The organism is Streptomyces daliensis, assembly GCF_054782395.1.
Genome location: NZ_BAAGSO010000094.1, coordinates 413,232 through 439,710 on the forward strand (window position 1 = coordinate 413,232; position 26,479 = coordinate 439,710).

The window sequence follows — 26,479 nt, forward strand, 5'->3', positions numbered from 1 at the left end:
CGGCGGTGGAGAGGAGGCGGCATCACATCGGCCAGCCTGGCCCTCCGCTGGTTTCACCGTGGTGATCGCGTGCGTTAACCGTCTCCTTATCGCAGATCTGGAGGAATGTTCGGCATGCGCATTCTCGTGGCCGAGGACGAGTGCTTCCTCGCGGATCTGGTGGCCGAGGGGCTGCGTGACGAGGCGATGGCGGTCGACGTCGCGTATGACGGCGCCACCGCGCTGGAACGCCTCGCGGTCAACGACTACGACGTGCTGGTGCTGGACCGCGACCTGCCCCGGGTGCACGGCGACGAGATCTGCCGCGCCCTGGCCCAGTTAGGGGGGCGCGTACGCATCCTGATGCTGACCGCCTCCAGCGCGGTGCACGAACGGGTCGCGGGACTGAACCTGGGCGCCGACGACTATCTGGCCAAGCCCTTCGCCTTCGACGAACTGGTGGCACGCGTCCACGCACTCGGCCGTCGGGCGGCGCCACCCGTGCCCCCGGTGCTGGAGTGCGGCGGCATCACCCTGGACACGGCCCACCGGCAGGCGTCCCGCGAGGGGCGCTATCTGCCGCTCTCCCGCAAGGAGTACGCCGTGCTGGAGGTGCTGATGCGGGCACAGGGCGCGGTCGTCAGCACCGAGGAGCTGCTGGAGCGGGCCTGGGACGAGCACACCGACCCGTTCACCACCGTCGTCAAGGTGACGATGAGCAAGCTCCGCGCCAAGCTCGGCGGCCCGCCCGTCATCGTCACGGTGCCGGGCAGCGGGTACAGGGTGATGGACGCCGGGCAGGGCGCCCCGGAACCGGAGTCGTGAGGACATCGGCGATGCCTCGGTCCGGGTTCCGGCGCGCCCTGATCAGTGCTTCTCGAAGAACTCCACGATCGCCTCGTTGACCGCCTCCGGGCGCTCCAGATGTCCGAGGTGCCCGCAGCCGGAGATCTCCACGAGGTCGCAGTCCGGGATGATGTCCGCGACTTCGGCGCCGAGATGCGGCGGGGTGATGACGTCGTCGGTGAAGGTGATGACCCGGCACGGTGCGCCGATCCCGCTGAGGTCCTCGCGGCGGTCCTGGTGCGTGTCGATCCACGCCTGCCCGTGGGCGGCGGATTCCGCGCCGCCTCCGGCCAGCTCGAAGATCTCCAGCCAGGTGGACACCGACGTGTCGTCGTTGAGCGTCGCCGGGGAGAGCATCCGCAGCACCGAGTTGACGGCCCGGTACTTCGCCGGCAGCGTGATGCCGCTCTCCTGGAGCAACCGGTCCGCCGCGTCCTGCGCCCGGCGCAGTGCGTCGGACCGGCCGCGGGTGGCCATGAGCACCGCCGAACGCACCAGGTGGGGTTCGCTGATGGCCAGTTCCTGGGCGATCAGCGAACCCAGTGAGGTGCCGACGATCCGGCAGGGTGCCAGCCGCAGCTCCTCGATCAGTCCCTTGGTGTCGGCCACCAGGTCCGCCAGCGTGTACTTGCCCGGCGGGGCCGCCGACGGCGGGATGCCGCGGTTGTCGAAGGTGACCGTCGCATACCCCGCCCGGCGCAGTGCGGGTGTCTGGTGCATGTCCCAGATGTAGCCCGCGGCGGCCGAGCCCATGATGAGCAGGACGGTGTCCTCGTCGCTCCGCCCCGAATCGCTCCGCCCCGACCGCTGCCGCTGGTAGGCGAGCCGGATTCCGTTGGTGTGCAGGTATGGCATTCTCGGTGTCCTCTTACCAGTTACCGGTTACCGGCCCTCTCACCAGCACCATTCCCGCTTGTTGAACAGATGTTCAGCAGCGACATCGTGTGTCCCGCACCAGCCCAGGAACTCCTCGATCTGCTTGATCTGGTAGGTGTCCGGTGTGTACGTGGTCGCCATGACGTGGCCTTGCCAGCTCTCCTCGCCCATGGCGTAGATGTACGCCTCGCCGGCGCCCAGCTCGGTCATGATGGCCGCCGCCTGCTCCGCGTTCGACCCCGACAGTTTCCGCGAGTCGCTCATCTTCTTCGTCACGGGGCGGGTCAGCAGGCCCTGGTAGAGCCACGTCAGCGGAGCACCGTCGCACTCCATGCCCAGGAACGCCTTGTCGACGCCGCCCAGGTGCGAGCGGATGTACTGGTACAGCACCGGGTCGATGCCGGAGGAGTCCGCGCCGATGAACGCCGTGAGGCCGGCGAGCTGCACCACGTAGGTCGACTTGGCACGGATGTCGAGGTCGGAGTGCTCGCCGAGGAACGGTGTGGCCACCACGCGCGCGCCGCCGGGCAGCGGCACCTCGTCAAAGTCGTCGACCTCGATCACCGTGAAGCCCATGGACTTGAGGTAGAGGCCGATCGACGGGTCGCACACATTGCCCCGCGAGGAGCGGGGAACGACGACGGCGTCGGTGCGCGAGCGCAACTGGAGCAGGGTCTCCAGCACGATGTGGTCCTGGTGTCCGTGGGTGATGAGCGCCAGGTCGATGTGGTCCGGCAGGTCGTCGAGGGTGTAGCGGTCACCGTGGCGGTTGTCCGTGCTGATGAAGGGGTCCACCACGACGGCGGCCTCCGGGCTCTGGAGCACCAGGCAGGCGTGCCCGAAGTAGCGGATCCGGCCGCCGCCCTCGATGTGCCGGTCCGGCGCGAGGCTGGGCTCCGGGGCGAGCAGCCGGTCCAGCTCCGCCGCCTGGCCGTCGTCCAGCTCCAGCGCCTCGCGCAGACGCGCGCGGGTCGTGCCCTCGACCCGCGCCTTCGTCAGCTCGTCCAGGCCCGGGTGGTCGAAGGGGACCGGCAGGTCCAGTGTGCCGGGCGAGGGCAGTCGCGGGGTGCTGAGGATGAAGGGCCGCTCCACGCCGTCGTCCAGGGACAGCTGGACGGACTGGCGGCGCCTGTCGAAGGCCGCGCTGTGGTAGAGCAGCGGTTCGATGAACCGCAGGGACGGCTGGTTGCTGGTGTCGTAGGCCAGCTCCACCAGCCCGTTCAGTGCCGCCGGGAGCTGTGGGTACAGCGGGGTGAGGTCGAACCCCGTGGCGTTCTGCCGCAGCAGCTCGTGCGCCTCGGCCACGGCGGCGGCGAAGGCGAGCATGTCCGCACGCTCACGCTTGATGACGTCGAGCAGTTCGCCGACCTCCGTCGCACGGGACTCCTCGACGTTGATGAAGTATCCGCCGCGCAGGGCGGGGTTGCTACTCGCCGCTATGTGTACCTGCGGCGAGTGGAGATACGACTCGAGAAGCGGCACCTGGACGTTCGCCAGGTTCATGGACGCCTGAGCCGGCGCGACGATGTGCATCCAGGCATAGAATTTGTCGACCAGTGGTTCGATGATCGCATTCGAGCGGAGAAACAACCGCTCTTGACTGTCAGGCATCCAGCCCCTCCCGTCCGGCATTTCCACTGCCGTTCCGCTCGGATTCCGGGCACGCGTCTTTACCGCGCGGTGAGCACCAAATCACCACAGTGCCGCTGACGCGTCAACGGACGACCGCTGCCGTTCAACTGCGGGAAGCGGCAGTTGAACAGTGCGGGTTCCGTCTTCTTGAGCCGCCCGCCGCCCCTGTGTCACAGTGCATCAGCCCGTCGCTGCGGTCCCTTGTCGCCGAGAAGTGAGGACAGTGCGGTGCCAAATCCTTTTGAGGATCCCGAAGGAAGCTATCTGGTTCTGGTCAACGACGAAGGCCAGCATTCACTGTGGCCTGTATTCGTGGATGTACCCGACGGTTGGAAATCCGTGTTCGGCGAGGCGCCGCGCGAGGAGTGCCTCGAGTACATCGAGAAGTCGTGGACCGATATGCGCCCCAAGAGCCTGATCGAAGCCATGAAGGGCACCAGCTAACAGCATCACGGCCCTGATTCCAGGCCGACGACCCCTTCCGGCCGTCGGCCTGGACTCGTTCTGTGGCGTATGGCCGCTGTGCGCGCTTTCGCAGCCTTCCGCCGCGCGAGTACGGTCGCGCGGCGTCAGCCTCGGCCGAAAAGCCGACAAAGGGAGAACCCGTGGCCATGATGGGCGGCCCGCGAAGGGGCCCGATGCCGCTGGGCGTCGACAGCTCGATCACCAAACAGAAAATCAAGTCCGGCACGGTGCGGCGCATCATTCCCTACGCTTCGCGCTACCGCTGGTCGCTGGCGGTGGTCATGCTGATGACGGCCGTGAGCGCGGCCATCACGGCGACGAGCCCGCTGCTGCTCAAGATGATCATCGACGACGGCATCACACCCCGCCGGGGCGATGTCGTGGTGGGCCTCGCCTTCGCCATCGCGGGCCTGGCGCTGATCGACGTGCTGGCCACCTTCACCCAGACCTGGTTCTCCGGACGCGTCGGCCAGGGCATCGTCTACGACCTGCGCTGCAAGGTGTTCGGCCATGTGCAGCGGCAGCCGCTGGCGTTCTTCACCCGCGCCCAGACCGGTGCCCTGGTCAGCAGGCTCAACACCGATGTGGTCGGGGCGCAGCAGGCGATCACGACACTGCTGTCGCAGACGGTTTCGACCCTGCTGACCCTGGTCCTCGTGCTCGGCATGATGTTCTACCTGTCGTGGCAGATCACCGTCGCGGCGCTGCTGATGATCCCGTTCTTCCTGTTCCCCGCGAAGCTGGTCGGCCGCAGGCTCCAGCGGCTCACCCGCCACGGCATGGGCCTCAACGCCGACATGGGCTCGATGATGAACGAGCGGTTCAATGTGTCGGGCGCGATGCTGGCCAAGCTCTACGGGCGGCCGGATGAGGAGGCCGAGCGCTTCGCGCACAAGGCGTCGCAGGTCCGCGATGTCGCCGTCACCACGGCCGTGTGGGCACGCATGCTCTTCCTCATCACGACGCTGATCACCGGGGTGACCAGCGCGCTGGTCTACGGTCTGGGCGGGCTGCTGACCATCGGTGGCACCTTCGAGATCGGCACCCTCGTGGCCATGGCCACACTGCTGCTCCGGCTGTACGGACCGATCAACCAACTGTCCAACATGCAGGTCAACGTCATGATCGCGCTGGTCAGCTTCGACCGCGTCTTCGAGGTGCTGGACCTCAAGCCGCTCATCGACGAAGCCCCTGCGGCCAAGCCGCTCCCCGTCGACGACGACACCACCCCTGACATCGAGTTCGACGGGGTGGCCTTCCGGTACCCGGCCGCCGACGAGGTGTCACTGGCCTCACTGGAGACGATCGCGCTGCCCGCGTCGGAGCGCGGTGACAACTCCGTCGTCCTGGACGGTGTGAGCTTCCGGGCACACGCCGGGAAACTCACCGCGCTGGTGGGCCCCTCGGGCGCGGGCAAGACCACGGTCACCAACCTGGTGCCCCGGCTCTACGACCCCACCACGGGGACGGTGCGCGTCGGCGGTCACGACGTACGGGAACTGACCCTCCGCTCCCTGCACGACACCGTCGGCATCGTCACCCAGGACGCGCACATGTTCCACGACACCATTCGCGCGAACCTGCTGTACGCCCGGCCCGACGCCAGTGAGAAGGAGCTGCAAGAGGCGTGCGAGGCGGCCAGGATCTGGGAGACGATCTCCTCACTGGCCGACGGCCTCGACACCGTGGTCGGTGACCGCGGCCACCGCCTCTCCGGGGGTGAGAAGCAGCGCGTGGCCCTCGCCCGGCTCCTGCTCAAGTCCCCGCCGGTCGTCATCCTCGACGAGGCCACCGCGCACCTGGACTCCGAGTCCGAGGCGGCGATCCAGCGCGCGCTCAAGACCGCGCTGTCGGGCCGGACCTCCCTGGTCATCGCCCACCGCCTGTCCACCATCCTGGAGGCCGACCAGATCCTCGTGCTGGAGAACGGCCGGATACGCGAGCGCGGCACCCACGGCGAACTGCTCGCCGCCGACGGCTCCTACGCCGAGCTGTACCGCACCCAGTTCTCCGGCCAGGCCGCGAGGGGCGCACCGGAGAACGGGGCCAAGGGAACGAAGGGCGCCAAGGACGCCAAGAAGGCAAACATCTAGCACCGGTCCTGGAGACCACGGTTTTGGGAGGTACGTGTTGGACACCGCCGAGCCGGGCGTGGGTGCCTGGCAGCCACACGAGATCACCAGTGAAGCGGCCGGTACGCGGGACCTCGTCGGCTGGCTGGACCAGTTGGGCGCGCGACGGCTCGCCGAGCTGCTCACCGAGCACAAGGGGCTCGTCTTCCGGGACTTCGGCGTCACGGCGGAGGGTGTCGACCCGGTGTTCGCGCGGCTGGTGCCCGACCGCCTGCCGTATGTGCACGGCAACTCGCCGCGCACCAAGGTCGGCGGCAACCTCTACACCTCCACCGAGTACCCGCAGCAGTACACCATCTCGATGCACAACGAGCTGAGCTACGCACACCGCTGGCCGACGCGGCTCGCCTTCTACTGCGAGAAGGCGGCGGAGAGCGGCGGCGCGACCCCGGTGCTCGACGGCGAGCTGTGGCTGCGCTCGCTCGACGCGGAGGTGCGGGACGCGTTCGCCGGGGGCATCCGCTACGTGCAGAACCTGCACGACGGGCTCGGCTTCGGGAAGAGCTGGCAGGACACCTTCGAGACCGACGACCGCAAGGCGGTCGAGATGTTCCTTCGGGAGTCGCGGGCCGAGTGGGAGTGGACGGAGGACGGCCTGCGCATCGTCCAGTTGCGCCCCTCCACCACCAAGCACCCCGTCACCGGCGCCGAGGTCTGGTTCAACCAGGCTGACCAGTGGCATCCGGCCGGACTGGGCGACGAGGCGTCGGCCGAGCTGTACGACATCCTCTCGCCCGACGAGTTCCCGCAGTACGTGACGTTCACCGACGGCGACCCGATTCCCGACGCCTACGTCGAGCACATCCTCGGCCGCGGGCTGGAGGGCGCCGTCGACGTCGCCTGGCACGACGGCGACATACTCCTCATCGACAACGTCCTGCTCGCCCACGGCCGGCGCCCCTTCGAGGGGACACGTCGCGTGCTGGTGGCCATGTCCGACACATAGCGGCCGGGCGGTGCCGGAGCGAGACCGAGCGCCCGAGGAGTGGGTACAGTCCCCGCGACCGATCGGAGCCGGGGGAACAGCTTGGGCAGCACAGTCAGCCAGATCGTGGTCGCGGTGCTGGGCATCGGCGGAACGCTCGCTGCCGCCGTCATCACACAGCGCGGTGCCGACCGCGCCAGGGCCCGCGAGCTGGAGCACGCGAGGCAGCTCCAGCGGGACGAGCGCGAGTACGCCACGCGGCAGGCTCAGCTCGAGGCGCGGCGTACGTGCTACGCGACGGTCAGCGCCGGTACGCGCGACCTGGCCAACGTGCTGACGCGGGTTCTCCATGCCCTGGAGCGGGGCGAGGTGACCGAGGAGTTGCGGTCGGAGCTGGACAGGGCGCGCCGCGACCACCGCATGCGGCACGCCGAGGCGCAGATGGTCCTGCCCGACGGTGTGGCGGGCGCGGCCAGCACCGCGAACCGCCATCTCGGCGACCTGTACGGCCTGTTGATGCGTCTCGAGGGTGGCACTCCCCGGCAGGGCGAGAGCGTGGCGACCGCCCGCGAGAGCCTGGACAAGCTGTGGGACCCGCTGTGGCGGATGCGGCACGTCATGCGCGTCGATCTCGGGATCACGGAACCCGAGGAGGACGGCCGGTGAAAGTTCCCCTGACCCGCCCGCAGAGGTTCCGCGAGGTGCCGTGAGGTGCCATGAGGTTCTTCCGTGAGCCTGCCCCATCCCGGTGGCCGCGTCGGCGCGGGTCACCGAGAGGGGGCGGAGAGACGGAGGGACGGCGCCCGGCTCAGTCCGCCGAGAGCGCCTCGACGAGGTCGCCGGTCTTGGCGTGCGGGAGGGTACGGGCGACATCGGCGACGGCGATCATGCCGACGAGCCGCGTGCCGTCGATCACGGGGAGCCGCCGCACACGGTGCCGGGTCATGGTGGCCAGCACCTCTTCAGCGTCGTCGTCCGCGCCGATGGTCACCGCTTCCGCCTGGTTCAGGCTCCCCGCGGGGAACTCCTCCGGCGACCGCCCGGCCGCGAGGACCTTGACCACGAGATCGCGGTCCGTCACCACGCCCTTGATCTTGTCGTCGCGCCCGCAGATCGGGAGGGCCCCCACCCCGAGATCGGCCATCATCCGCGCCGCGTCGGCCGCGGTCTGGTCGGTGCGCACACACTCCGCGCCACCGCTCATGATCTCGCGTGCTGTCGTCACAGCCTTCTCCTCTCCTCAGTTCCCCCGGTTTCTCGATTCGCGGCTTCTCGCTCTTCTCGCTCTTCTCGGACGGTGCTCTGCCCGGCCGCTCCCGGGCGCCGCGGCGGGTACCCGTGTACCCGCCGGCCGAACGCGCCGGGCACGCCGGATGCGGGCCGGGCCGCCCGACCGCCGGGCCGGTTCCGGCCCGGACGCCCGGAAAAGCCCGGGCGCGGGCAGTACCGCTCAGGGCTTGCCCTTGGCCTGCTCGGCGGCCTTGCGCGCGGCGGCGGACTCACCGTCATGGGCACCGGTGGCGAGCTTGCCGCCGGAGCTTTCGATGTGGGCGCGTACGAACCACTGGAACAGCTCCAGCTTGCGGAGCTGCTCGATCAGCAGGTCCTGCGTGACGGGGTCGGGCTCGTCCGTCGCGCGTACGGCCTTGCGGTGGTCCTCGATGATGCCGGTGTAGACGACGTCGAGGGCGCCGAGGTGTTCGATGGCTTCGGCCTTGCCGATCTCGTAGTCGTCCCAGGTGCGCTCGGCCACCATCGTGCCCGGGGTGCCGGGCGGGGAGCCGCCCAGGGTGGAGATGCGCTCGGCCGTGTTGTCGACCATGTCGCGCACCGCGTCCACCTGCGGGTCCAGCATCTCGTGGACGGCGATGAAGTGCGGGCCGACGACGTTCCAGTGCACGTGCTTGAGGGTCAGGGCCAGATCGTTCAGCGCGTGCAGCCGCATGCGCAGCACGTCGATGACGCCGCCACCCTCCTTGGTCGTCATGCCCGGCACGGTGTAGGACGGCGTGGAGCTGTTCTTCGAGGTCACGGCGGTCCTTTCGTTCGTGTGGAGACCGGCAACGGCGTGCCGAATGACGGTGATCAGGGGTACCGCGGCCGGGGGCCGGGTAAACCTCGGCGCCCCTCCACCGGCCACACCTCGGCCGCACCTCGGGCACACCCCCATGCCCCGCCGGTCAGGGGGTACGCGTGCACGGCCGGGGCGGGGCCGCCACCCCCGCGCCGTAAGACACCAGAGTGCGCACCGTGAGGCTGTAAAGCCGTAAGGCCGTGGAGGAGATACGCGATGGAGCCGCGTGAGGACATCGGGCACCAACTCGCCGAGGACCACGAGAACATCGAGGCCCTGCTGAACCACCTGGAGGCACTGCCGCCGATGGACGGGCAGCGCAGGAACTTCGTCGGGCAGGTGGCCGTCGAGCTGGTGCGGCACCTCGTCGCGGAGGAGAGGTATCTGCACCCCGTGCTGCGCGACAGGGTGCCCGACGGAGCGAAGCTGGCCGATTCCGCACTGCGGCGGCACGCACGTATCGAGGACGTCCTGCGGGAGCTGGAGGACGTCACCTTCGGCTCCGTCGAGTTCGAGGACACCATCCGCCGTGCCGTCGGCGAGGCGCGGGCCCACACGGAGGAGGACAGGACGGTCCTCCTACCCCGGCTGCTGGAGCACGTCACCCCGCGGGAGCTGGCGGACCTGGACGCCGAGGTCAGGCGGGTCAGGCTCGCCGTGCCCACGGCCCGCCACGACCCGACGGGAGAGGCCCGCGACCCCAGCGAGGGCAGCGGGGACGACGGGGACGACAAGGGCGGCGGCGACACCGGCGCACCGTCCGCCTTCGGCCCCGGCGCCGTCGGCCGGACCCGGGCGCTCACGGAACACCACTGCGAGCGGGCATGAGCCAGGAGCACGGCCACGACCACTCGTCCCTCCCCCGCTCACCCCTCCCCTGCCCGCCCCGTCCCCCGAGTGGCGGCGCACCGGGTTCCCTCCGGGCCGACGCGGGCACCACGGAGGCCATGGAAGCCATGGATCACTCAGCGGCACCCGTACTGGAGGCACTGGCCCACTACCAGGAGGCGGACGAGCTGCCCTTCACCCCGCCGGGCCACAAGCAGGCCCGCGGCGCCGACCCCCGCGTCCGCGCGGTGCTGGGCGACGCCGTCTTCCACGGCGACGTCCTGGCCTCGGGCGGGCTGGACGATCGCCGTACGCGCGGCGCCGTGCTGGAGCGGGCCGAGCGGCTGATGGCGGACGCCGTCCACGCCGAGCACACCTTCTTCTCGACGTGCGGCAGCTCGCTGTCCGTGAAGGCCGCCATGCTGGCGGTCGCCGGACCGCACGAGAAGCTGCTCGTGGGGCGTGACGCGCACAAGTCGGTCGTCTCTGGGCTGGTGCTCTCGGGCATCCACCCCGTCTGGGTCGAACCGCAATGGGACGAGGAACGGCGGCTGGCACATCCCCCGTCCGTGGCCTCCTTCGAGGCGGCCTTCGCCGCGCATCCGGACGCGCGCGGCGCGCTGGTGACCAGTCCCACCCCGTACGGCACCTGCGCCGACCTCGCCGGGATCGCCGAGGTGTGCCACCGCAGGGGCCGCCCCCTGATCGTCGACGAGGCGTGGGGCGCGCATCTCCCCTTCCACCCCGAGCTGCCCACGTGGGCGATGGACGCGGGCGCCGACGTGTGTGTCACCAGCATCCACAAGATGGGCAGCGGCCTGGAGCAGGGCTCGGTCTTCCATCTCCGGGGCCAGCTGCTCGACCCCGCCGTGCTCTCCTCGCGGGCCGATCTGCTGGGGACGACCAGCCCCAGTGTCCTCGTCTACGCGGGTCTGGACGGATGGCGCCGTCAGATGGCGCAGGACGGCCGCCGGCTCCTCTCCCACGCGCTGGAGCTGGCGGCCGACGTGCGCGAGGAGCTGGAGAAGACCGACGGCGTCCACGTCAACGACCGCGCCGACTTCACCGGGCCCGGGCTGGCCGACGACCTGGACCCCCTCCCCGTCGTCATGGACCTCTCCGGGCTGGGCATCTCGGGCTATCAGGCGGCGGACTGGCTGCGCGCGACACACCACCTGGACGTGCACGTGAGCGACCACCGCAGGATCAACGCCCAGCTCACGCATGCCGACGACCGCGACACGGCCGACGCGCTGATGCGCGCCGTGCGCGATCTCGCGGCCCGCGCGGGCGAGTTCCACGCGCCGGTGCCTGTGGCCGTGCCGACGCCGTCCGGGCTGCGCATGGAACAGGCGCGGCTGCCGAGGGACGCCTACTTCGGCGCCGTCGAGGACGTTCCGGCGGACGAGGCCGTGGGGCGGGTCGCCGCCGAGATGATCACCCCGTACCCGCCGGGCATCCCCACCGTCCTCCCCGGGGAACGGCTCACGGCACCCGTGGTGCGCTATCTGCGCACGGGCGCCGACGCGGGGATGAACCTCCCCGACGCCAGGGACTCCGAGGTGCGCACGATCCGCGTCATGAGGGACGGGTGAGGGACGGGTGCTGCGCCGCGCATGTGACGCGTCACCCGTCACGTCACACGTTCAGGGCCAGAGCGTGTCCCGGTAGGTGTAGTGGCGTCCGGGTTCCGGGCGCAGCTCCACCAGCGGGACCGCCCTGTCGCGTGGCCGCCCCCTGGAGTCGAAGGCGATCTCGCCGCTCAGGCCGTGCACGGGGCCGCCCTGACCCTGCCCGAGCTGGAGCAGCATGTTGTGCACCGCCGCCTCGTCCACGTCCTCGTCCCCCGCGGGCCCGGCCGCGTTGCGGACGGCCTTGGCCAGCGCGTAGACGGCGTCGTAGCCCATCATCGCCTGGCCGCTGCCCAGTTCCACCTGCGGTCTGCCGCCGAAGGCACCGGTGTAGCGGCGCTCGAAGTCGGGGTACGGGTCGTCCCTGTCGTAGATGTCCGCTGGTGCGGAGGGGTGTGCGTAGGCGGTGTAGAGGACGGTGAGCCCCTCGCGCTTCTCCCAGGTGCCGAGCAGATCGCCCTCGGCCGCCGGGGCCGGTTCTCCCGGCTGCTCGAAGAAGACGCCGACGGAGCTGGACCCGGACAGTACGGTGAGGTCGCAGTCGGCGTGGCGCGGGTCGGCCAGTGCCTCGATGAACAGCTTCAGCTCCCTGCCGCGTCCCGCGAAGTAGACGGCGTCCAGAGGGTGTTCGGGGCGGCAGACGCGGTCCGCGTAGGACGCGAGCGCGGTGGCGGCGGAGTCGGTTCCGGAGACGAAGGGGAGGCCGTCGGGGGTCTCGGGGGCGATGTCCGTCTTCTTCAGGCTCTCCTGGAAGTAGCGCGAGAGGTCGTGCGCGTACTCCTCCTTCTCGCGGTTGTCCACGACGAGGTCGATGCGCAGGTCCTTGTCCTCGTGCCGCCGCTCACGCACCCACTCGGCGGCGGCCGCCGCCTGGTCCGACGTCGTGGAGGCCACCCGGAAGAACATGGGGCGCACGGTGGACAGTGACTCGGCGGCGACCGTCGAGCCGACCATCGGCACCCCCTTCTCGCGCAGTGCCTCGACGGCCAGTTCGGTAGTCTTCACGCTCTGCCCGAAGCCCGCGACGCCGACCAGCCGCTCCTCCGGATCGTCCGCCATGGCGGCGAGCGTGCGCACCATGGGCTTCCACTGCTCCCCGCTCTGGCCGCTGTTGGCCAGCAGCAGCTTGATCTTGGGGGTGCGGCCCTCGCCGCCGGTGTGGTTGAACTTCATCTGGGCCAGGTAGGCGCCTTCCAGTGACTGGCGCACCACGTCAGCGCCCCGGTCGTTCGCCGCCTTCCAGTCCCCGCGCCGTGTCATCGGCTCGGTGTAGGCGACGGCGACCCAGTCCCCCGACTTCTCGGCCTCGGCGTTCTCCGCGCGGATCTTCCTGGTGACCTCGCGCAGTTCCTTGCTGAACACGTAGGCGCCGTCTGTCACCCCCACGCACTCGGCGCCCTTGCCGCGCTTGACCACGCCCGGGGCGCAGTGGAGGTCGGGCTTCGCCGGCGGGTCGGGGAACACGCACTGGCGGACGGTCACGGTGATGACCGCCAGGCAGACGAGGGCGCCGAGCAGCCGCCACAGGGGCCGCCAGCGCGAGGGGTAGCGGGAGGGCGGTCCGTCGCTCACCAGGGTCTCCTCTCGTACTGGACGGCCTTGGCGCCCAGCACTCCGTTCCAGGTGCCGCCCGCCGAGTAGGCGAGGGTGCGGAAGCGGCCCGCGATTTCGCCGTTCAGTTCGCGCAGGGGGTCGCCCAGGGGCATGCGGTACGGGTCGCCGACGCGGTCGGTGGCCGGGTCCTGGGGCGGCTCGGGGCAGATCCAGGAGGCCGCGAGGAGCCGGGTCACGGTGCGCAGCCTGCCGTCGACGGGGCCGCGGTTGAGGTGTCCGACGAGGCGTTCGTAGTGGTCGGAGGGTGTCTCGTCGTGGGCGTCCTCCCGGCGCGGCGCGCGGCGCAGTCTGCACAGCCGGGAGCACCAGCGGTGTGGTGTCTCCTCGCCGTTGTCGAAGCGGTCGTTGAGGTAGGCGGCGGCGTAGGGCACGTCGCCGAGGGCGAGTGCGTGGTACGCGGCCATGCCGGGCCTGCCCTCCTCCTCGGCCCAGTCGCGCAGCGCCGTGTGCACCGTGTCCCAGGTGAAGTCCTCGGCTGGGCCCGTCTCGGCGAGCTTGCGCAGCAGCAGGAAGCGGAGCATCGGGTGCAGCACCTGTACGGGGCCGTCGGCCTCCGGGTCGCCGGTGCTGACGTGCATGGTGTGCAGGGGGTTCTGCGCGAAGTTGCCGTACTCGGCGCGGGTGCCCGCGTAGGGCTCGGTCCACAGGCGGGGCACCACGGCGGCGTGTTCCAGGCCGATGGCGGCCGAGCCGCGGACGAGTGCCGCTCTGAGCTGGTCGCCGGTCTCCCTCGGCAGCAGCCGCTGGAGCAGTTCGTCGACGAGGCCGGTCTTGGGGTCCCAGATCCGCCGCAGCCTGTGGTCCCAGGGGCCGCCCTCGCGGCGCAGCGCGGCGAAGATCCGGGCGGTGGCCGCCGGGTGACCACGCGTCAGCTCGTGCACGGCCCAGCCGAGCCACCCGGGTGCGTTGTCCTGGTCGGGCCTGGGCCCTGGGATGGTCTTGATGAAGTCGGTGGCCTGCGCGACGGCTTCGCGCCGGTGGAGGTTGCGCAGCTGGCCGACGCCGAGCCCGTCGTCCACGGGCTTCTCGGAGAAGGCGCGCTCCTGGTCGGACCAGGGGGCGAGGAGGGGTGCGCCCGGTGCCACGAGGTCGCCGAGGGGTTCGGGGTAGCTGCCCGCCGTGGCGGTGACGACGAGGGGGTCGGGTGCCGTGTCCGTCCTGGCCTCCAGGAGCTGGGAGAGGAACCTGTCGCCGAGGGTGCTGTCGACGTTGTCGAGCAGCACCAGGCAGCGGGTGGGCGGGGGCATCGCCAGTGGCACCTTGCGGTAGGCGTGGCGCAGGCCGCTCAGGAAGAGCTTCAGCAGTTCGACCTCGATGTCCCAGCGTTCGCGCGGATCGTCGCCGCTGAAGCGCTGTTGCAGGTCGAGCAGGCCGTCCCGCACGCCCACCCACGGTGTGCCGCTGAGCCAGTCCCTGAGCACGCGCGAGATGCGCCAGCGCATCCAGGCGCGCCGTCCCAGCGGCGCGAGGTGGAGCGCGGCCCGTACGGGTGCGGGTGCGCCGAGTGCTTCGACGGCCGCGGTGATCCCGTCGAGCCCGGTGGGCGGCGGCCCGGTCAGCTTGTCCATGATCGCCGCTGTGACGGTGGCGGGCGGTGCCTCGCCGTCCATCCGCACGGTGGCGGCGGTCGCGAGCACGAAGTACGCGGGCAGTGCGATACGGGGGAAGCCCGCGCGGTGCGGCACCATCCGGCTGGCGAGGGCGTGTGTCACCGCGAAGGGTGTGCTGCCCTCGCGGCTGAGCTGCGCGAGGTCGAGGCGGGCGACCGGTATGCCGCCGGCCTTCTCCTGGAGGTGTTCCAGGAACGTGGTCTTGCCGCTGCCCCGTGCGCCGAGCAGCAGGGTGACGGGCCGCTGTTCACTGAGCGGGAAGGTGAACGAGAGCCGGGAGACGACGTGTCCGGCCATCGCCCTGTCCCGTTCCGAACGGCCTTCCCACTTGGTCTCCCCCGACACCGTTCACTCCCCGCGGCTCGCTGACGCCCACGCCTTTGTGGGCTTCCTTATGGTCACCCCAACGAGGGCCGCCGGCAGGCGTTTTGGCAAAGAGTCATGCGGGGTGGGTACGTCCGGGCCGCTCCGCGAGCAGTCCGTTGGTGCTACCTCTCCCAGGGCCCTGCGAAGAGACGATGGCCAGGCCGTCCGTGAACGACGGAGTATCGGACTCGGCCCGGTCGGCCGTACCGGCGGAGGCGTGGGCCCCCTCATGCCCGCTGCCAGAGAACGAGGAAAGGAATCATGGAAAAGCTGGAGAGCGTCATCATCGACATGGTCGCCGAACGCTTCAAGATCGAGAAGGAGAAAGTACAGCCCACGAGCACCTTCCAGGACCTGGAGATCGATTCGCTCGCCGTCGTCGAGTTCGGCCTCCGTCTCCAGGAGACCTTCGACGTCGCCGTGGAGGAGGACGATTTCACGGCCGACATGGACATCCGCGCCGTCGCCGACGTGCTGTCCGCCAAGGGAGCGGTAGCAGCGTGAAAGGCCATCATGCCGCCGTCACCGGCATCGGTCTGGTGACCCCTGCCGGGATCGGTACGGAGCGCACATGGGACGGGATCAGCTCCGGACGTTCCAGCGCGTCGCCCGACCCGGAGCTGAAGGACCTTCCCGTCGACTTCTCGTGCCGCGTTCCGGACTTCGACGAGGACGAGGAGTTCGGGGCGCAGGCACCGAATCTGGACCGCTGTGCGCAGCTCGGCCTCCTCGCCGCCCGGGAAGCGGTCGCCGAGGCGCGGCTGGACACCTCGGGTGTCGACCCGTCGCGCATCGGGGTGGTCCTGGGCTCCGCGATGGGCGGGCTGCGCACCTGGGAGACGCAGCGGGACAGGTTCCAGCACTCCGGCCACCGTGCCGTCTCACCGTTCGCGGTCCCCATGTTCCTGCCCAACATGGTGGCGGGACAGATCGCCATCGAGCAGGGGTTCCACGGCCCGAACCTGGGCACCGTCACGGCCTGTGCCGCCGGTGCCACCGCCATCGGCACGGCCCTGGACCTGTTGCGTGCCGACCGCTGCGACATCGTCGTCGCGGGCGGTACCGAGGCACCGCTCACGAGGCTGTGCGTCACGGCTTTCGCCCGCACGAGGGCCCTGTCCCGGCGCACGGACGCACCGCACGGCGCGTCCCGCCCGTTCGACCGCGACCGGGACGGGTTCGTGCTGGCCGAGGGCGCGGGCGTGCTGGTCCTGGAGCGGGTGACGGATGCCGGGGCGCGGGCCGCGCCCGTGCGGGGACGGATCATCGGGTACGGGGCGAGCGGCGACGGCCACCACGCCACTGCCCCGCATCCGGAGGGGCGCGGCGCCGAACAGGCCCTGCGTTCCGCGCTGCGGGACGCCGGAGCCGGACCCGGCGATGTGGACCACGTCAACGCGCACGGTACGTCGACGCGGCCCAACGACAGCATCGAGTCCGAGGTGATCCACCGCGTGTGCGGCCACCGCCCCCCTGTCACCTCCGCGAAGGGCGCCATCGGACACGCTCTCGGCGCGGCCGGAGCCGTCGAAGCCGCGCTGACGGTCCTCACCACCGAGCGGAACGTCGTGCCGCCCACCGCCAACCTCGACCGCACCGATCCCGGGATGGAGATCGACACGGTGCGGGGCGCGGCCCGGCCGCACCGCACCGGCCTCGCGCTGAGCAACTCTTTCGGATTCGGCGGACACAACGCCGTGCTCGCCGTGGCGGGGACATGAGCCCGGCGTGCTCCGAGCTGGCGTGCTCCGAGGAGGAACGTCGACGCCGGTTTCCCGGCCGTGTCCACATCGTGTGTCGGCAGCGGACCGGACCCACTACCTCTACGGCAACGTGCGTTGAGCCTGCCGGGAGGCGGTCAGCGGCCTCAGCGGAACCGCTTCGGCGCGTCTCCGTCCAGGTTCAGGGCGTCTCCGTTCAGTCGGGGCTTCGACGCGAGCGCGGCCTTCAGCGCGGCTTGCGTCCTGTCCTCCACGTCGAGCTTGAGGAAGATCACCCGCATATGGCTCTTCACCGTGAGTTCGGCGATGCTGAGCCTGCGGGCGATCTTACGGTTCGTGAGTCCTTGCGAGAGGAGGGTCAGTATTTCCGCTTCCCGTTGGGTGAGACTCGCGAATTCCTCCGAAGGACGGGGAGGAGGCGTCGCCGGTGGAGAGGAAGGCGAATTGCCGGTATGCGACGTGTTGTTCACGCACGGATCGCGTGACACCGCCAAAAGGTGTTGCCGGAGCTGAGTTATCCGGCCCTGTAGTAATTCAAGCTCCTCGGTCGCTTCTTCAATGTACTTCGGCACTCTTGACCGACCTGTCGGGTTACCCATGAAAGCTCCAGTCCGCATGAACCGCGTGCCTGCTCTGACTACCCTCCCAGCAGGCCCGGAAGCCGACGCCGATGGCCGCGCTGTTGAATGCGGTGAAAGCGGGAGGCGAAATCCGGTGCTGCCGCGTCGCCGACGGAGGCCGCGGGTGTGGGCGTTCACCGTGTTCACGTGACGGGCTGCCGGTGAGGGCTTTCGCCGTACGCGGCGTCACGGTGTGGTGAACGCACCCGTACCCCCGTTTTACCCGTCGCACTCGTCGTCAAGAGCCCGCAAGGAGGACGTTCCCATGCCGGACACCATCCTGGAGGCGGCTCCCGCACCTGGTCTGCCTCCCCTGTACTGCCCCTTCGAACTCGCCCGCAGCCCGTACACGGACAGCGTCGGGAGCGAGGCCATCGCGTGGATGGACCACTTCGGCTTCTGCGACTCAGCGGAACGCCGTGACTGGACGCTGAAGACGAACACGCCCGAGTTCTTCGGACGGTGCGCCGCCCGAGCCGGTCATCCGGAGCGCTTCCTCAAGGCCGTGTGCTTCACCTACCTGGCATTCACCCTCGACGACCACTGCGAAACCGCGTACGCCCACGGCGGGGCCGGACAGTTCGCCGAGCTGGCGGGGCGCATCATGACCGCGATCGAATGGCCGGACTACCAACTGCCCGCCGGTGCCGACCCGTTCGTGGCAGCGGCACACGACGTGGCGGCGTTCTTCCACCGCGACTGCACTCCCACGCAGGTGACGCGCTGGATCCACGAAGTCAGGAAGCTCCTCTTCGGCGCCCTGTGGCATCTCAGCAACCACCGGCGTGGTGTGCTGCCCCGCCCGGACGACTACCTGGCAATGCGCATCCAGGACGCCGGGGGCGGAATGGTCCTCACCCTCATGGAACTCGTCAACGGCGACGAGATTCCCGAGGCGGAGAAGGATTCCCCGGCCGTGCGGGCCGCCACCGAAGCGACCTCGGGAACGGCCGCGCTCGACAACGATCTGGTGTCCCGCGAGAAGGGGCTGCTGGAGCCCACAGGAGACCAGGACATGATCAATGTGCTGTGCGCCGCGCACGGCTGCTCTCCCGAGGAAGCGCTCAGCCGCACCGTCGCCGTCCGGGACCGCACCTCGGCGCTGCTTCTCCGGCTGCGGGAACAGCTCATGCCCCACGCGAGCGATCCGCTGCGGGCCTACCTCACCGGTCTCGGCCACGTGGTGCGAGGAAATCTGGAGTGGAGCTTCGACGTCCACCGCTACCACTTCATGCGTGAGTCCGGCCCGCCCTCGCGGGCGGGTGACGGCGCCCGTCCCGGGTGGGCGGAGCACCCCTCTGACCCCTCCCCCGGACCACTGCCCTACCCGAGCGTCGCCTGGTGGTGGAAGCAGCTCGCGCCGGACCGCACGTAGGCCGACGGCATTGCCTTCGCCGCCATTCATTGCAACACGTCGTTGCATTCACTTGCAGCGCCATTGCATCAAAATCGGGGCATGCACCTGGGGGAATGCCCTTTGATCGCCCTTCGATTGATTGACCTCACCCTGAATGCAACGTAGCTTTCGAGCACCTTGAACACGTCATATCGCGAGAAGAGGAATGGTCATGGGTGAGCCCGTCCACACCATCGCAACCCTGCCGACAGAGCGCCGGCCGGGCTGCCCCTTCGACCCTCCGGCCGAGCTGATCGAGGCCCGTCAGCACGCACCCCTCAGCCGCTTCACCCACCCCGGCGGGCAGACCGGCTGGCTGATCACCGGATACGACCTCGCCAGATCGGTCCTGGCCGACTCGCGGTTCAGCTCGCGCAAGGACCTTCTGAACGTGGTCGACTTCGAGGTGCCCCCGGCACCCCCCGGCGAGTTCCTGCTCATGGACGACCCGGAGCACCGCCGCTACCGCAAGCCGCTGGCGGGCAAGTTCACCGTGCGGCGGATGCGTCTGCTCACCGAGCGCGTCGAGGAGATCACCGCCGACTGCCTGGACGCCATGGAGAAGGCCGGGCCGACGGCGGACCTGGTGACCGCGTTCGCCAAGCCCATCCCCACCATCGTGATCTGCGAACTGCTGGGGGTGCCGTACGAGGACCGGGGATCCTTCCAGGAGCAGATCGACACCTTCATGGGCGGGGAGACGAGCGACGAGGAGCTGATAGCGGCCTACACCGCGACCCAGGAGTACCTCGCGAAGCTGGTGGCAGCCAAGCGCGCGCACCCCACCGATGACGTGCTCAGCGAACTCACCGACAGCGATCTGACGGACGAGGAACTGAAGGGGATCAGCCTGGTCCTGCTGGCCGCCGGGTTCGACACCACCGCGAACATGCTCGCCCTCGGCACCTTCGCACTGCTCCAGAACCCGGAGCAACTGGCCGCGCTGCGCGACGACCCCTCGCTCACCGAGGGCGCCGTCGAGGAGCTGCTGCGGTATCTGAGCGTCGCCAAGTCGTCCATGAGGACGGCGCTGGAGGACGTCGAGCTGGGCGGCCACACCATCGAGGCCGGGACGACGGTCGTCCTGTCGTACCACACCGCCAACCGCGACCCGGAGCGCTTCCCCGACCCCCATGTGCTCGACCTCCGGAGGGAGCAGGACGGGCACCTCGCCTTCACCCACGGCATCCACCAGTGCCTGGGGCAGCAACTGGCCCGCGTCGAGATGCGGGTCGCGTTCCGCGCGCTGCTCGACCGCTTCCCCACGCTGCGTCTCGCCGTACCGGCCGAGGAGGTCAGGCTGCGCCCGGAGACCGCGGACATCTACGGGGTGAAGAGCCTCCCCGTCACCTGGGACAGGGAGGAGTCATGACGACACCGCGCCTGCGCGTCGACGTCGACCGCGAGCGCTGCATCGGCTCGGGGATGTGCGCGCTGACGGCCCCCGAGGTCTTCGACCAGGACCTCGACGACGGCCTCGTGCTCCTGCTCGACGCCGAGCCGCCCGCCCCTCGTCGCACGGCCGCGCGGACGGCCGCCGGTGCGTGCCCCGCCGGGGCGATCACCCTCCGGGAGCACACGTCCGACGACGAGGACCCGCACCGGCCCGTGTGAGACGCACCTTCGCCGGGTCCCATGGCGCTCAGTCCGCCAGCAGGTGCGCCACGAGGCCGCGGGCCCAGTCGGGGGTGAGGGGGTCGTCGGTGAAGACGGCCCGGTAGTAGAGGGGGGCGAGCACGGCGTCCGTGGTGCGTTCCAGGCTCGGTGGCTCTTCGCCCCGTGCCTGCTCCCGTCCGAGGATGGCTTCGAGCTGCCGCTGACGTTCCCCGCGGCACGCGGCGGCGCCCTGCTCCCCGCCCGTGCCGATGGTGGCCCGCACCAGCGCGAGGGTGTCCGGGTCGCCGAGGTCCTTCGCGAGATCGAACGCGTAGCGCTCCAGGTCCCCGCGCAGGCTTCCGGTGTCCGGCACCACGATGTCGCCGGAGAAGCGGCTGGTCGCGACGTCGGCGAGCAGTTCGCCGACGGAGCCCCAGCGGCGGTAGACCGTCGTGGCGTGCACGCCCGCGCGGGCGGCCACGACCGGGATGGTCAGCCCTTCGCCGGTCTCGTCGACGACCAGTTCCTGGACGGCCCGGTGGACGGCGACGCGGACCCGGGCCGACCGGCCGCCCGGGCGGCTGCCGGTGGGACCGCCAGCGGGGCCGCCAGTGGAGGACGGAGGGGATGTCGGAGCGGGCATGCGTTCATTATTGCACTGATCACTGCATTTTTAGCGCAGTGATCGCTGCGTTTGTGGTACGTTCTCACCACTAACGCAACGATCACTGCGAGGCTCGTATGCCTACGGAATCCTCCGCCACCACACCGCCCACCACCGCACCGCCCGTCGGCGGTCAGCGCCGCGCGCCATGGAAGGGCGCCTTCCCCTTCGTGGGCGCCGTCCTCGTGCTCTTCCTCGCCGCTTCCAGCGCCCCGTCCCCCCTCTATGTGATCTACCAGCAGCAATGGCAGTTCACCGCGTGGGTGCTGACCGTCGTCTTCGCCCTCTACGTGTTCGGCCTGCTCGGCTCGCTGCTCGTCGTCGGAGCGCTGTCGGACCACCTCGGCCGACGACCGGTGCTCGCCGCGGCGATCGGGCTGGAGGTGGCCGCGCTCGTCCTGTTCCTCACCGCCGGGAACGTGTTCGTGCTCTCCGCCGCCCGCGTGCTCCAGGGCATCGCGACCGGAGCGGCGACGACAGCGCTGAGCGCCACCCTCGCCGATCTCGAACCGTCACGTGGGCGGGCGGGTGTCGTCACCTCGGTAGCGCCCCTGACCGGGCTCGCCCTCGGCGCGCTCGGCAGCGGTGTGCTGGTGGAGTTCGGCCCCGCGCCCACACGGCTGGTCTACGCCCTGCTGCTCGGCGGAATGCTGCTGGCCGCGGTGGGTGTGGCCCTCCTGCCGGAGACGTCGCTCCGCCGCCCCGGAGCCCTGGCCTCCCTGCGCCCGCGCGTCGCGATGCCACCGCACCTGCGCGCCGACCTCCTCCCGGTGATACCGGCGATGATCGCCGCCTGGGCCCTGGCCGGGATGTACCTCTCGCTCGGTCCGTCCGTCGCGGCCGAACTGCTGGGGCTGCGGAACCATCTGATCGGCGGTGTCGTCGTGACGCTCCTGGCGGGCACCGGGGCGCTCGCGGTCTTCCTGCTCCGGTCCCGCCCCGCGTCCTGGCTGCTGGCACCCTCGTCCGCGCTGCTCGGGCTCGGCACCCTGATGTCGCTCGCCGGGGTGACGGAGGACATCCTCCCGCTCGCCGCCGTCGGCACCCTCGTCGCGGGTCTCGGCTTCGGCGCGTCGGTGCTGGCGACGTTCGGCACCTTCGCCCGGGTCGCCGGGCCGCACGAACGCAGCGCGGTCTTCGCCCTGGCCAACGTCATCAGCTACCTGGGGAACAGCGTGCCCGCCGTGCTCGGCGGAATCGCCGTCACCGCGCTGGGGCTGCGCACCGCCACCGGGATCTACGCGCTGGCGATCGTGCTGATCACCTTCGCTGCCCTCCTCCTGCGCCTGAACCGGATACGGGCGCGGCGGCGCCGCGCCGTCGTGGCACCGTGCGGCTGAGCCATCCGCACCGGTTCCCGCACACCGACCGATACATACGGCCCGTCAGCACACCGAACTCACGGAGACACCATGACGACCACCGGCAGGACCAAGAAGAACCGCACGGTTCGGCGAGCGGACCACACGACGATCCGGTACACGGCCAGCGGCCCGGCCGGAGGCCCCGTCCTGGCGCTCGTCCACGGCTGGGCGTGCGACCGCGGCGACTTCGACGCGGTGACCGCCCATCTGCCCGAGCACCACCGCGTCCTCGCGATCGACCTCGCCGAGCACGGGGAGTCGCGCTCGACGCGGGACGTGTGGACCATGGAGGAGTTCGCGCGCGACGTGGCCGCCGTGCTGGAGGCCGAGTCGGTGGACTCGGCGGTCGTGGCCGGGCACTCCCTCGGCGGCGCTGTCGCCGTCGAGACCGCACGGCTGCTCCCTGACACGGTGTCCCATGTGGTCGGGCTCGACGCGCTGCACTATCTGTCCCTCTTCCCCGCGATGAGCGAGGAACGGACCGAGGCGGTGGTGCGCGTGTTCCGCGAGGACTTCGCCCGAGGGGTGCGGGGCCTCGTCGAGGGAGGTTCACCGGCAGGCACCGACCCCGCCCTCGTGGAGGCGTACTTCGAGAAGATGGTCAAGGTCAGGCAGCCCGCGGGGCTGCGTGCCATCGAGGGTCTGGTGCGCTGGGACATGGACGCGGCGCTGCGTGCGACGGTGCAGCCGGTCACGGTGTTCGCCATCCGGGACCTGGTCGCCCGCGAGGCGGTGGACCGCTACGGGGACCGCCTCGACATCGTGCTCACCGACCTCGGCAGCCACCACTTCCCTGTGGAGGCCCCCGAGGCCACGGCGCGGCTGCTGGCCGGGGTGATGCCGTCCTCTTGAGGGCCCCTGTTGAGGGCCCCTGTTGAGGGCGGCCCCTTGAGGGTGTCGCCCTCAACCGGGTGACGTCCTCCGCGTGCCCCGTCAGAGAGGGCGGGGGCTGCGGGGCGACGTGCCCCCGTTGGCGGCAGCGGACCTCGGGGGAGGAAGCGCGGAGCGCTCGCGCAGATGCAGGGCCCGCAGCACCACCTCGGTGGCGAAGCGGTGGTCCCAGTCGTTGAGGAGGTCGCCGAAGGCCCGGTCGAGGCCGCGCAGCCGGTAGCGCACCGTCTGCGGGTGCAGATGCAGCAGCTCCGCCATCCGTACGGCGTTGCCGCGGGTGGCCAGCCACGCCTCCAGTGTCTCGACGAGCCGTTCGCGCTGATTGCTCGTCAGGTCGCTGAGCGGGGCGAGCTGGCGCTTGGCGAGCTGGTCGAGGAGCGCGGCGTCGGACTGGAGCCAGAGGGTGATCAGATGGTTCTCGCTGAAGGTGACGGGCCGCTCTTCCAGGACTCCCGACTCGACGAGCCCCAGGGTCTGCCGCGCCCAGCGCAGCGACTGCGCGGCCTCGCCCCTGGCCACGGTGGGGCCCACGGCGAGCCGTATCCCGTCGGGGGCCGCCTCCAGCACGGTGCGCCGGTCGGCGTCCACGGGGCCGGGGATGAGGAAGTGCGGCTCGGCGCCGTCGAGGTCGGCGAGCACGTCCCCGGAGAGGGTGCCGCGCTCAGGGCGTGCGTCGGGGCTGACGGCGACGAGGGTGACCTCGTCGGGCAGGGGCCAGCCGGTCTGGTCGGACAGCTCTGCGAGGGAGGCGTGGGCGACGGTGCCGCCCGCGAGGATGAGCTGGAGGAGCCGTCTTCGTAAGATGTCCTGGCCGCCCTCCAGTTCGGCCTTGGCCTCCAGATAGCCCTCCCTGGCGACGCTGACCAGCTCCTCGACGTAGCCGAAGAGCGCGTCGGCGAAGGTGAGGAGGACGGCGGGCGACAGGTTGTAGCGGCGGCCGACCTTCTGCGCGCGGCGCAGCCCGAGCCGGGCCCCGAGCCGGATCGCCGCCTGGAGGCAGTCGAGGCTGCGGCCCTCGTACGCCTCGTAACGGCCCAGCCTGCGGCACATCTTGTCGCGCCGCTCGGCCGAGGGTGCCGTGGGCGAGGTGAGTTTGTCGACGAAGGTGACGAGGTTCTGCTCGACGGCGAGCTGGATGGAGCGGCCGTAGGGGCCCGCGAGGACGGGGCCGTACTCGGGGATGGTGCGGCGGATCTCGGTGTAGATCTCCAGCAGGAGGCTGGAGAGTTCGGGGCGCATGATGGCGGCGAACTCGGGCGGCAGCCGCCCCATGGTGCCGTGCTCCCCGCTCAGGCCGCCCATGCCGCCCATGCCGCTCGGGCTGCCCGCACCGCCCGTCCCGCCGAGGGTGCCGGGGGTGCCGGGCGCTGCCGGGCCGTCGAAGGTGAGCCCGTTCAGTTCGGTTGCCTCTGTCGCACTGGTCATGCTCTCCCCTTGCTTCCTGGGCACTGGTCGGCTCCGGACGGTGCGGACGTCCGGCCGGGCACGGCCGTGCATGCCGGTGGACCGACGTGGTGCGTCGGCGAAGTGGTGCCGTGGGGGCACCGGGGTGGTGACAGCACTCCGAAATACGGATGACATGTGATGTCCGGTACGCAACATAGGCCAACGCGCCCCGGAACACAGCACCTCGCGCACAGAAAAAAGGCGGCCGTGCTCACCCTCGCATGAGGAGTCGCCAGGGAGATGTTCCGCGCGCCCCCGTCCTTGCTCACTTCAGTACAAAGGAATAGCGGTTCCTTGTCGCCGCGCGAACAAGAAATGCTCCGGCATTACGGAGCGGTCCCATTCGGCCGGGGGACGCATTGCACCGCACATTACCCGCTCGTAACGTCGTGCCGCGAAAGATCCGCGCAAGATCCGTGGAACGGCCGCACGACTGCGCATTCCAGGGTGAGGAAGAGGCGAGGAAGAGGGAGGTCGGCTCATGACGCGGTACCGGGGACGGCACGCGGCGGCCAGGGGGGTGCGGCGGCGAACGGGCAGGCTGCGCAGGGGAGTCAGCGCCGCCGCGCTGGCCACGGCGGCGATGGCCGCGCTCACCGCCTCGCAGGCGCCTGACGGGTTCGGCGACGAGGGAAGCGGCTCCGTACGCGCCGACTCCGCACCCGGTGAGGGCGGCGCGCGGGACGGTGCGCAGGGCGACGACTCGTACCACACGGAACTCCCGCCCCTGGAGTCCCCGGCGCTCTCTCCGGGCACACCGGGCTGGTCGCCCGGCGCGGACAGGGCGAGCCAGTCGGGCCTCCCCGCGACCGTGCTGGACGCGTACCGGAGGGCCGAGCGAGCGCTGGCCGCCTCCGCGCCGGGGTGCGGACTGCGCTGGGAACTGCTCGCCGCCATCGGCAAGGTGGAGTCGGGGCAGGCGCGCGGCGGCGCCGTCGACGCGCACGGCACCACGCTGCGGCCCATCCTCGGGCCGGTGCTCGACGGGAACGGGTTCGCGCGCATCACGGACACCGACGGCGGGCGGTGGGACGGGGACGGCGTGTACGACCGCGCGGTCGGCCCGATGCAGTTCATCCCCTCCACCTGGGCGCGCTGGGGCTCGGACGGCAACGCGGACGGACGCGAGGACCCGGCGAACATCTACGACGCGGCCCTCGCCGCGGGCCGCTATCTGTGCACGGGCGGCCGGGATCTGACGTCGCGGGCCGGTCTGGAGGCGGCGGTCCTCAGCTACAACGCGTCCCGCGCGTATCTGCGCACGGTGCTGTCCTGGTACGCCTTCTACCGCGAGGGCGTCCACGAGGTGCCCGACGGGCAGGGTCCGTTGCCGACGTCAGCGGGCGCCGGGAACGAGGAGCGGCCCGCCGAACGTCCCCGGGGCGGCAAGGGCTCCGGCGCGCACGAGGGCGGGAGCAGGGGCGGGGGCGAGGGCGGGAACGGCGGCGGAGGCGGGGGCGGAGGCGCCGGATCGGGCGGGGGCGGGTCAGGAGGGAACGGTTCGGGCGGAGGCGGCTCTTCCGGCGGCGGCCCGCAGCGTCCCGGCGACGACTCCCCCGCCCCCGAGCCGCCAGAACCCACCCCCTCGGAGAGTGGGGACCCGGGCGGCCCTGATCCCTCCGAGCCGCCGTGCCCCTCCCCTACGGGCAGCCCCTCGCCCAGCGGCTCGGGGCCCTCGCCCGGCTCGCCCTCGCCGTCCGCCTCCCCCTCGGGAAGCGGCTCACCCACCGCGTCGCCCTCGCCTGGTGAGATCTGCCGCTGACGGGGGCGAGGTGCGCCGCGCGGCGCGGAACGGAGGGGCGG

24 protein-coding genes are annotated in these 26,479 nt (G+C 70.8%); 15 read left to right on the plus strand and 9 right to left on the minus strand.

Features of this window, described 5'->3' with window-relative positions:
* Positions 1-114 precede the first annotated feature (114 nt).
* On the plus strand, positions 115-804 hold the full coding sequence (locus ACYVOO_RS24290; RefSeq protein WP_461017807.1) for a response regulator transcription factor: 690 nt from the start codon (positions 115-117) through the stop codon (positions 802-804).
* A 42-nt stretch (positions 805-846) separates the two neighbouring features.
* On the opposite strand, the gene ACYVOO_RS24295 is transcribed toward ACYVOO_RS24290, so the two are convergent.
* Both ACYVOO_RS24295 and ACYVOO_RS24300 read right to left on the minus strand, forming a co-directional pair.
* Positions 847-1,680 carry an alpha/beta fold hydrolase gene (locus ACYVOO_RS24295; RefSeq protein WP_461017808.1) on the minus strand — a complete coding sequence of 278 codons (834 nt, stop codon included), beginning with the start codon at positions 1,678-1,680 and terminating at the stop codon, positions 847-849.
* A 39-nt stretch (positions 1,681-1,719) separates the two neighbouring features.
* A complete protein-coding gene (locus ACYVOO_RS24300) occupies positions 1,720-3,312 on the minus strand; it encodes an MBL fold metallo-hydrolase (protein ID WP_461017809.1) in 1,593 nt (530 codons plus the stop codon).
* A gap of 249 nt (positions 3,313-3,561) precedes the next feature.
* Between ACYVOO_RS24300 and ACYVOO_RS24305 the strand changes: the two genes are divergently transcribed.
* The 4 genes from ACYVOO_RS24305 (at position 3,562) to ACYVOO_RS24320 (ending at position 7,521) form a co-directional block, all read left to right on the plus strand.
* Positions 3,562-3,777: an MbtH family protein gene (locus tag ACYVOO_RS24305; RefSeq protein ID WP_453350612.1), complete on the plus strand. Its 216-nt coding sequence runs from the start codon at positions 3,562-3,564 to the stop codon at positions 3,775-3,777.
* Between the two features lie 167 nt (positions 3,778-3,944).
* Positions 3,945-5,891 (plus strand): ABC transporter ATP-binding protein, encoded by a 1,947-nt coding sequence (locus tag ACYVOO_RS24310; RefSeq protein ID WP_461018107.1) that lies wholly within the window; start codon positions 3,945-3,947, stop codon positions 5,889-5,891.
* Positions 5,892-5,928: 37 nt separating this feature from the next.
* A complete protein-coding gene (locus tag ACYVOO_RS24315; protein ID WP_461017810.1) occupies positions 5,929-6,876 on the plus strand; it encodes a TauD/TfdA family dioxygenase in 948 nt (315 codons plus the stop codon).
* Positions 6,877-6,957: 81 nt separating this feature from the next.
* On the plus strand, positions 6,958-7,521 hold the full coding sequence (locus ACYVOO_RS24320; RefSeq protein ID WP_461017811.1) for a hypothetical protein: 564 nt from the start codon (positions 6,958-6,960) through the stop codon (positions 7,519-7,521).
* Between the two features lie 142 nt (positions 7,522-7,663).
* On the opposite strand, the gene ACYVOO_RS24325 is transcribed toward ACYVOO_RS24320, so the two are convergent.
* The gene (locus ACYVOO_RS24325; RefSeq protein ID WP_461017812.1) at positions 7,664-8,080 is read right to left on the minus strand and encodes a CBS domain-containing protein; all 417 of its coding nucleotides are present in this window, start codon (positions 8,078-8,080) and stop codon (positions 7,664-7,666) included.
* A gap of 225 nt (positions 8,081-8,305) precedes the next feature.
* Entirely contained in the window at positions 8,306-8,842 is a 537-nt protein-coding gene (locus tag ACYVOO_RS24330; RefSeq protein WP_453350608.1) for a Dps family protein, read from the minus strand.
* A 303-nt stretch (positions 8,843-9,145) separates the two neighbouring features.
* On the opposite strand from ACYVOO_RS24330, the gene ACYVOO_RS24335 reads away from it, so the two are divergent.
* Positions 9,146-9,757: a hemerythrin domain-containing protein gene (locus ACYVOO_RS24335; protein ID WP_461017813.1), complete on the plus strand. Its 612-nt coding sequence runs from the start codon at positions 9,146-9,148 to the stop codon at positions 9,755-9,757.
* A gap of 128 nt (positions 9,758-9,885) precedes the next feature.
* Positions 9,886-11,352 carry an aminotransferase class I/II-fold pyridoxal phosphate-dependent enzyme gene (locus tag ACYVOO_RS24340; RefSeq protein ID WP_461017814.1) on the plus strand — a complete coding sequence of 489 codons (1,467 nt, stop codon included), beginning with the start codon at positions 9,886-9,888 and terminating at the stop codon, positions 11,350-11,352.
* Positions 11,353-11,403: 51 nt separating this feature from the next.
* On the opposite strand, the gene ACYVOO_RS24345 is transcribed toward ACYVOO_RS24340, so the two are convergent.
* Both ACYVOO_RS24345 and ACYVOO_RS24350 read right to left on the minus strand, forming a co-directional pair.
* Positions 11,404-12,960, minus strand: coding sequence for a type 1 periplasmic-binding domain-containing protein (locus ACYVOO_RS24345; RefSeq protein WP_461017815.1), 1,557 nt, complete (start codon positions 12,958-12,960; stop codon positions 11,404-11,406).
* Positions 12,957-14,957, minus strand: a complete 2,001-nt coding sequence (locus ACYVOO_RS24350; RefSeq protein WP_461017816.1) for an ATP-binding protein — start codon at positions 14,955-14,957, stop codon at positions 12,957-12,959. The genes ACYVOO_RS24345 and ACYVOO_RS24350 overlap by 4 nt, the downstream gene beginning before the upstream one ends.
* Positions 14,958-15,239: 282 nt before the next feature.
* On the opposite strand from ACYVOO_RS24350, the gene ACYVOO_RS24355 reads away from it, so the two are divergent.
* Both ACYVOO_RS24355 and ACYVOO_RS24360 read left to right on the plus strand, forming a co-directional pair.
* Positions 15,240-15,482 carry an acyl carrier protein gene (locus ACYVOO_RS24355; protein ID WP_461017817.1) on the plus strand — a complete coding sequence of 81 codons (243 nt, stop codon included), beginning with the start codon at positions 15,240-15,242 and terminating at the stop codon, positions 15,480-15,482.
* Positions 15,479-16,699 carry a beta-ketoacyl-[acyl-carrier-protein] synthase family protein gene (locus ACYVOO_RS24360; protein WP_461017818.1) on the plus strand — a complete coding sequence of 407 codons (1,221 nt, stop codon included), beginning with the start codon at positions 15,479-15,481 and terminating at the stop codon, positions 16,697-16,699. Before ACYVOO_RS24355 ends, ACYVOO_RS24360 begins: the two co-directional genes overlap by 4 nt.
* Positions 16,700-16,845: 146 nt before the next feature.
* On the opposite strand, the gene ACYVOO_RS24365 is transcribed toward ACYVOO_RS24360, so the two are convergent.
* Positions 16,846-17,271: a helix-turn-helix domain-containing protein gene (locus tag ACYVOO_RS24365; protein WP_461017819.1), complete on the minus strand. Its 426-nt coding sequence runs from the start codon at positions 17,269-17,271 to the stop codon at positions 16,846-16,848.
* Between the two features lie 313 nt (positions 17,272-17,584).
* On the opposite strand from ACYVOO_RS24365, the gene ACYVOO_RS24370 reads away from it, so the two are divergent.
* The 3 genes from ACYVOO_RS24370 to ACYVOO_RS24380 all read left to right on the plus strand — a co-directional run bounded on the left by ACYVOO_RS24370 (position 17,585) and on the right by ACYVOO_RS24380 (position 20,329).
* Positions 17,585-18,694: a terpene synthase family protein gene (locus ACYVOO_RS24370; protein ID WP_461017820.1), complete on the plus strand. Its 1,110-nt coding sequence runs from the start codon at positions 17,585-17,587 to the stop codon at positions 18,692-18,694.
* A gap of 193 nt (positions 18,695-18,887) precedes the next feature.
* A complete protein-coding gene (locus ACYVOO_RS24375; RefSeq protein ID WP_461017821.1) occupies positions 18,888-20,087 on the plus strand; it encodes a cytochrome P450 in 1,200 nt (399 codons plus the stop codon).
* Entirely contained in the window at positions 20,084-20,329 is a 246-nt protein-coding gene (locus tag ACYVOO_RS24380) for a ferredoxin (RefSeq protein WP_461017822.1), read from the plus strand. The genes ACYVOO_RS24375 and ACYVOO_RS24380 overlap by 4 nt, the downstream gene beginning before the upstream one ends.
* 28 nt (positions 20,330-20,357) lie before the next feature.
* Here the strand turns inward: ACYVOO_RS24380 and ACYVOO_RS24385 are convergent, their stop codons facing one another.
* Positions 20,358-20,954, minus strand: a complete 597-nt coding sequence (locus tag ACYVOO_RS24385; RefSeq protein ID WP_461017823.1) for a TetR-like C-terminal domain-containing protein — start codon at positions 20,952-20,954, stop codon at positions 20,358-20,360.
* A gap of 98 nt (positions 20,955-21,052) precedes the next feature.
* Between ACYVOO_RS24385 and ACYVOO_RS24390 the strand changes: the two genes are divergently transcribed.
* Together ACYVOO_RS24390 and ACYVOO_RS24395 are read left to right on the plus strand one after the other, a co-directional pair.
* A complete protein-coding gene (locus tag ACYVOO_RS24390; protein ID WP_461017824.1) occupies positions 21,053-22,315 on the plus strand; it encodes an MFS transporter in 1,263 nt (420 codons plus the stop codon).
* 72 nt (positions 22,316-22,387) lie between these two features.
* Positions 22,388-23,191, plus strand: a complete 804-nt coding sequence (locus ACYVOO_RS24395) for an alpha/beta fold hydrolase (protein WP_461017825.1) — start codon at positions 22,388-22,390, stop codon at positions 23,189-23,191.
* Positions 23,192-23,272: 81 nt separating this feature from the next.
* Here ACYVOO_RS24395 and ACYVOO_RS24400 read toward each other — a convergent pair whose 3' ends face one another.
* Positions 23,273-24,541, minus strand: coding sequence for a helix-turn-helix domain-containing protein (locus tag ACYVOO_RS24400; protein ID WP_461018108.1), 1,269 nt, complete (start codon positions 24,539-24,541; stop codon positions 23,273-23,275).
* 616 nt (positions 24,542-25,157) lie between these two features.
* Between ACYVOO_RS24400 and ACYVOO_RS24405 the strand changes: the two genes are divergently transcribed.
* Positions 25,158-26,438, plus strand: coding sequence for a lytic transglycosylase domain-containing protein (locus ACYVOO_RS24405; protein WP_461017826.1), 1,281 nt, complete (start codon positions 25,158-25,160; stop codon positions 26,436-26,438).
* Positions 26,439-26,479: the final 41 nt, after the last annotated feature.

Coding starts and splice junctions, on each gene's coding strand:
- ACYVOO_RS24290 (WP_461017807.1), top strand. CDS start 115: ATGCGCATTCTCGTGGCCGAGGACGAGTGCTTCCTCGCGGATCTGGTG.
- ACYVOO_RS24295 (WP_461017808.1), bottom strand. CDS start 1,680: ATGCCATACCTGCACACCAACGGAATCCGGCTCGCCTACCAGCGGCAG.
- ACYVOO_RS24300 (WP_461017809.1), bottom strand. CDS start 3,312: ATGCCTGACAGTCAAGAGCGGTTGTTTCTCCGCTCGAATGCGATCATC.
- ACYVOO_RS24310 (WP_461018107.1), top strand. CDS start 3,945: ATGATGGGCGGCCCGCGAAGGGGCCCGATGCCGCTGGGCGTCGACAGC.
- ACYVOO_RS24330 (WP_453350608.1), bottom strand. CDS start 8,842: ATGACGACCAAGGAGGGTGGCGGCGTCATCGACGTGCTGCGCATGCGG.
- ACYVOO_RS24335 (WP_461017813.1), top strand. CDS start 9,146: ATGGAGCCGCGTGAGGACATCGGGCACCAACTCGCCGAGGACCACGAG.
- ACYVOO_RS24340 (WP_461017814.1), top strand. CDS start 9,886: ATGGATCACTCAGCGGCACCCGTACTGGAGGCACTGGCCCACTACCAG.
- ACYVOO_RS24355 (WP_461017817.1), top strand. CDS start 15,240: ATGGAAAAGCTGGAGAGCGTCATCATCGACATGGTCGCCGAACGCTTC.
- ACYVOO_RS24370 (WP_461017820.1), top strand. CDS start 17,585: ATGCCGGACACCATCCTGGAGGCGGCTCCCGCACCTGGTCTGCCTCCC.
- ACYVOO_RS24375 (WP_461017821.1), top strand. CDS start 18,888: ATGGGTGAGCCCGTCCACACCATCGCAACCCTGCCGACAGAGCGCCGG.
- ACYVOO_RS24380 (WP_461017822.1), top strand. CDS start 20,084: ATGACGACACCGCGCCTGCGCGTCGACGTCGACCGCGAGCGCTGCATC.
- ACYVOO_RS24385 (WP_461017823.1), bottom strand. CDS start 20,954: ATGCCCGCTCCGACATCCCCTCCGTCCTCCACTGGCGGCCCCGCTGGC.
- ACYVOO_RS24390 (WP_461017824.1), top strand. CDS start 21,053: ATGCCTACGGAATCCTCCGCCACCACACCGCCCACCACCGCACCGCCC.
- ACYVOO_RS24395 (WP_461017825.1), top strand. CDS start 22,388: ATGACGACCACCGGCAGGACCAAGAAGAACCGCACGGTTCGGCGAGCG.
- ACYVOO_RS24400 (WP_461018108.1), bottom strand. CDS start 24,541: ATGGGCGGCATGGGCGGCCTGAGCGGGGAGCACGGCACCATGGGGCGG.
- ACYVOO_RS24405 (WP_461017826.1), top strand. CDS start 25,158: ATGACGCGGTACCGGGGACGGCACGCGGCGGCCAGGGGGGTGCGGCGG.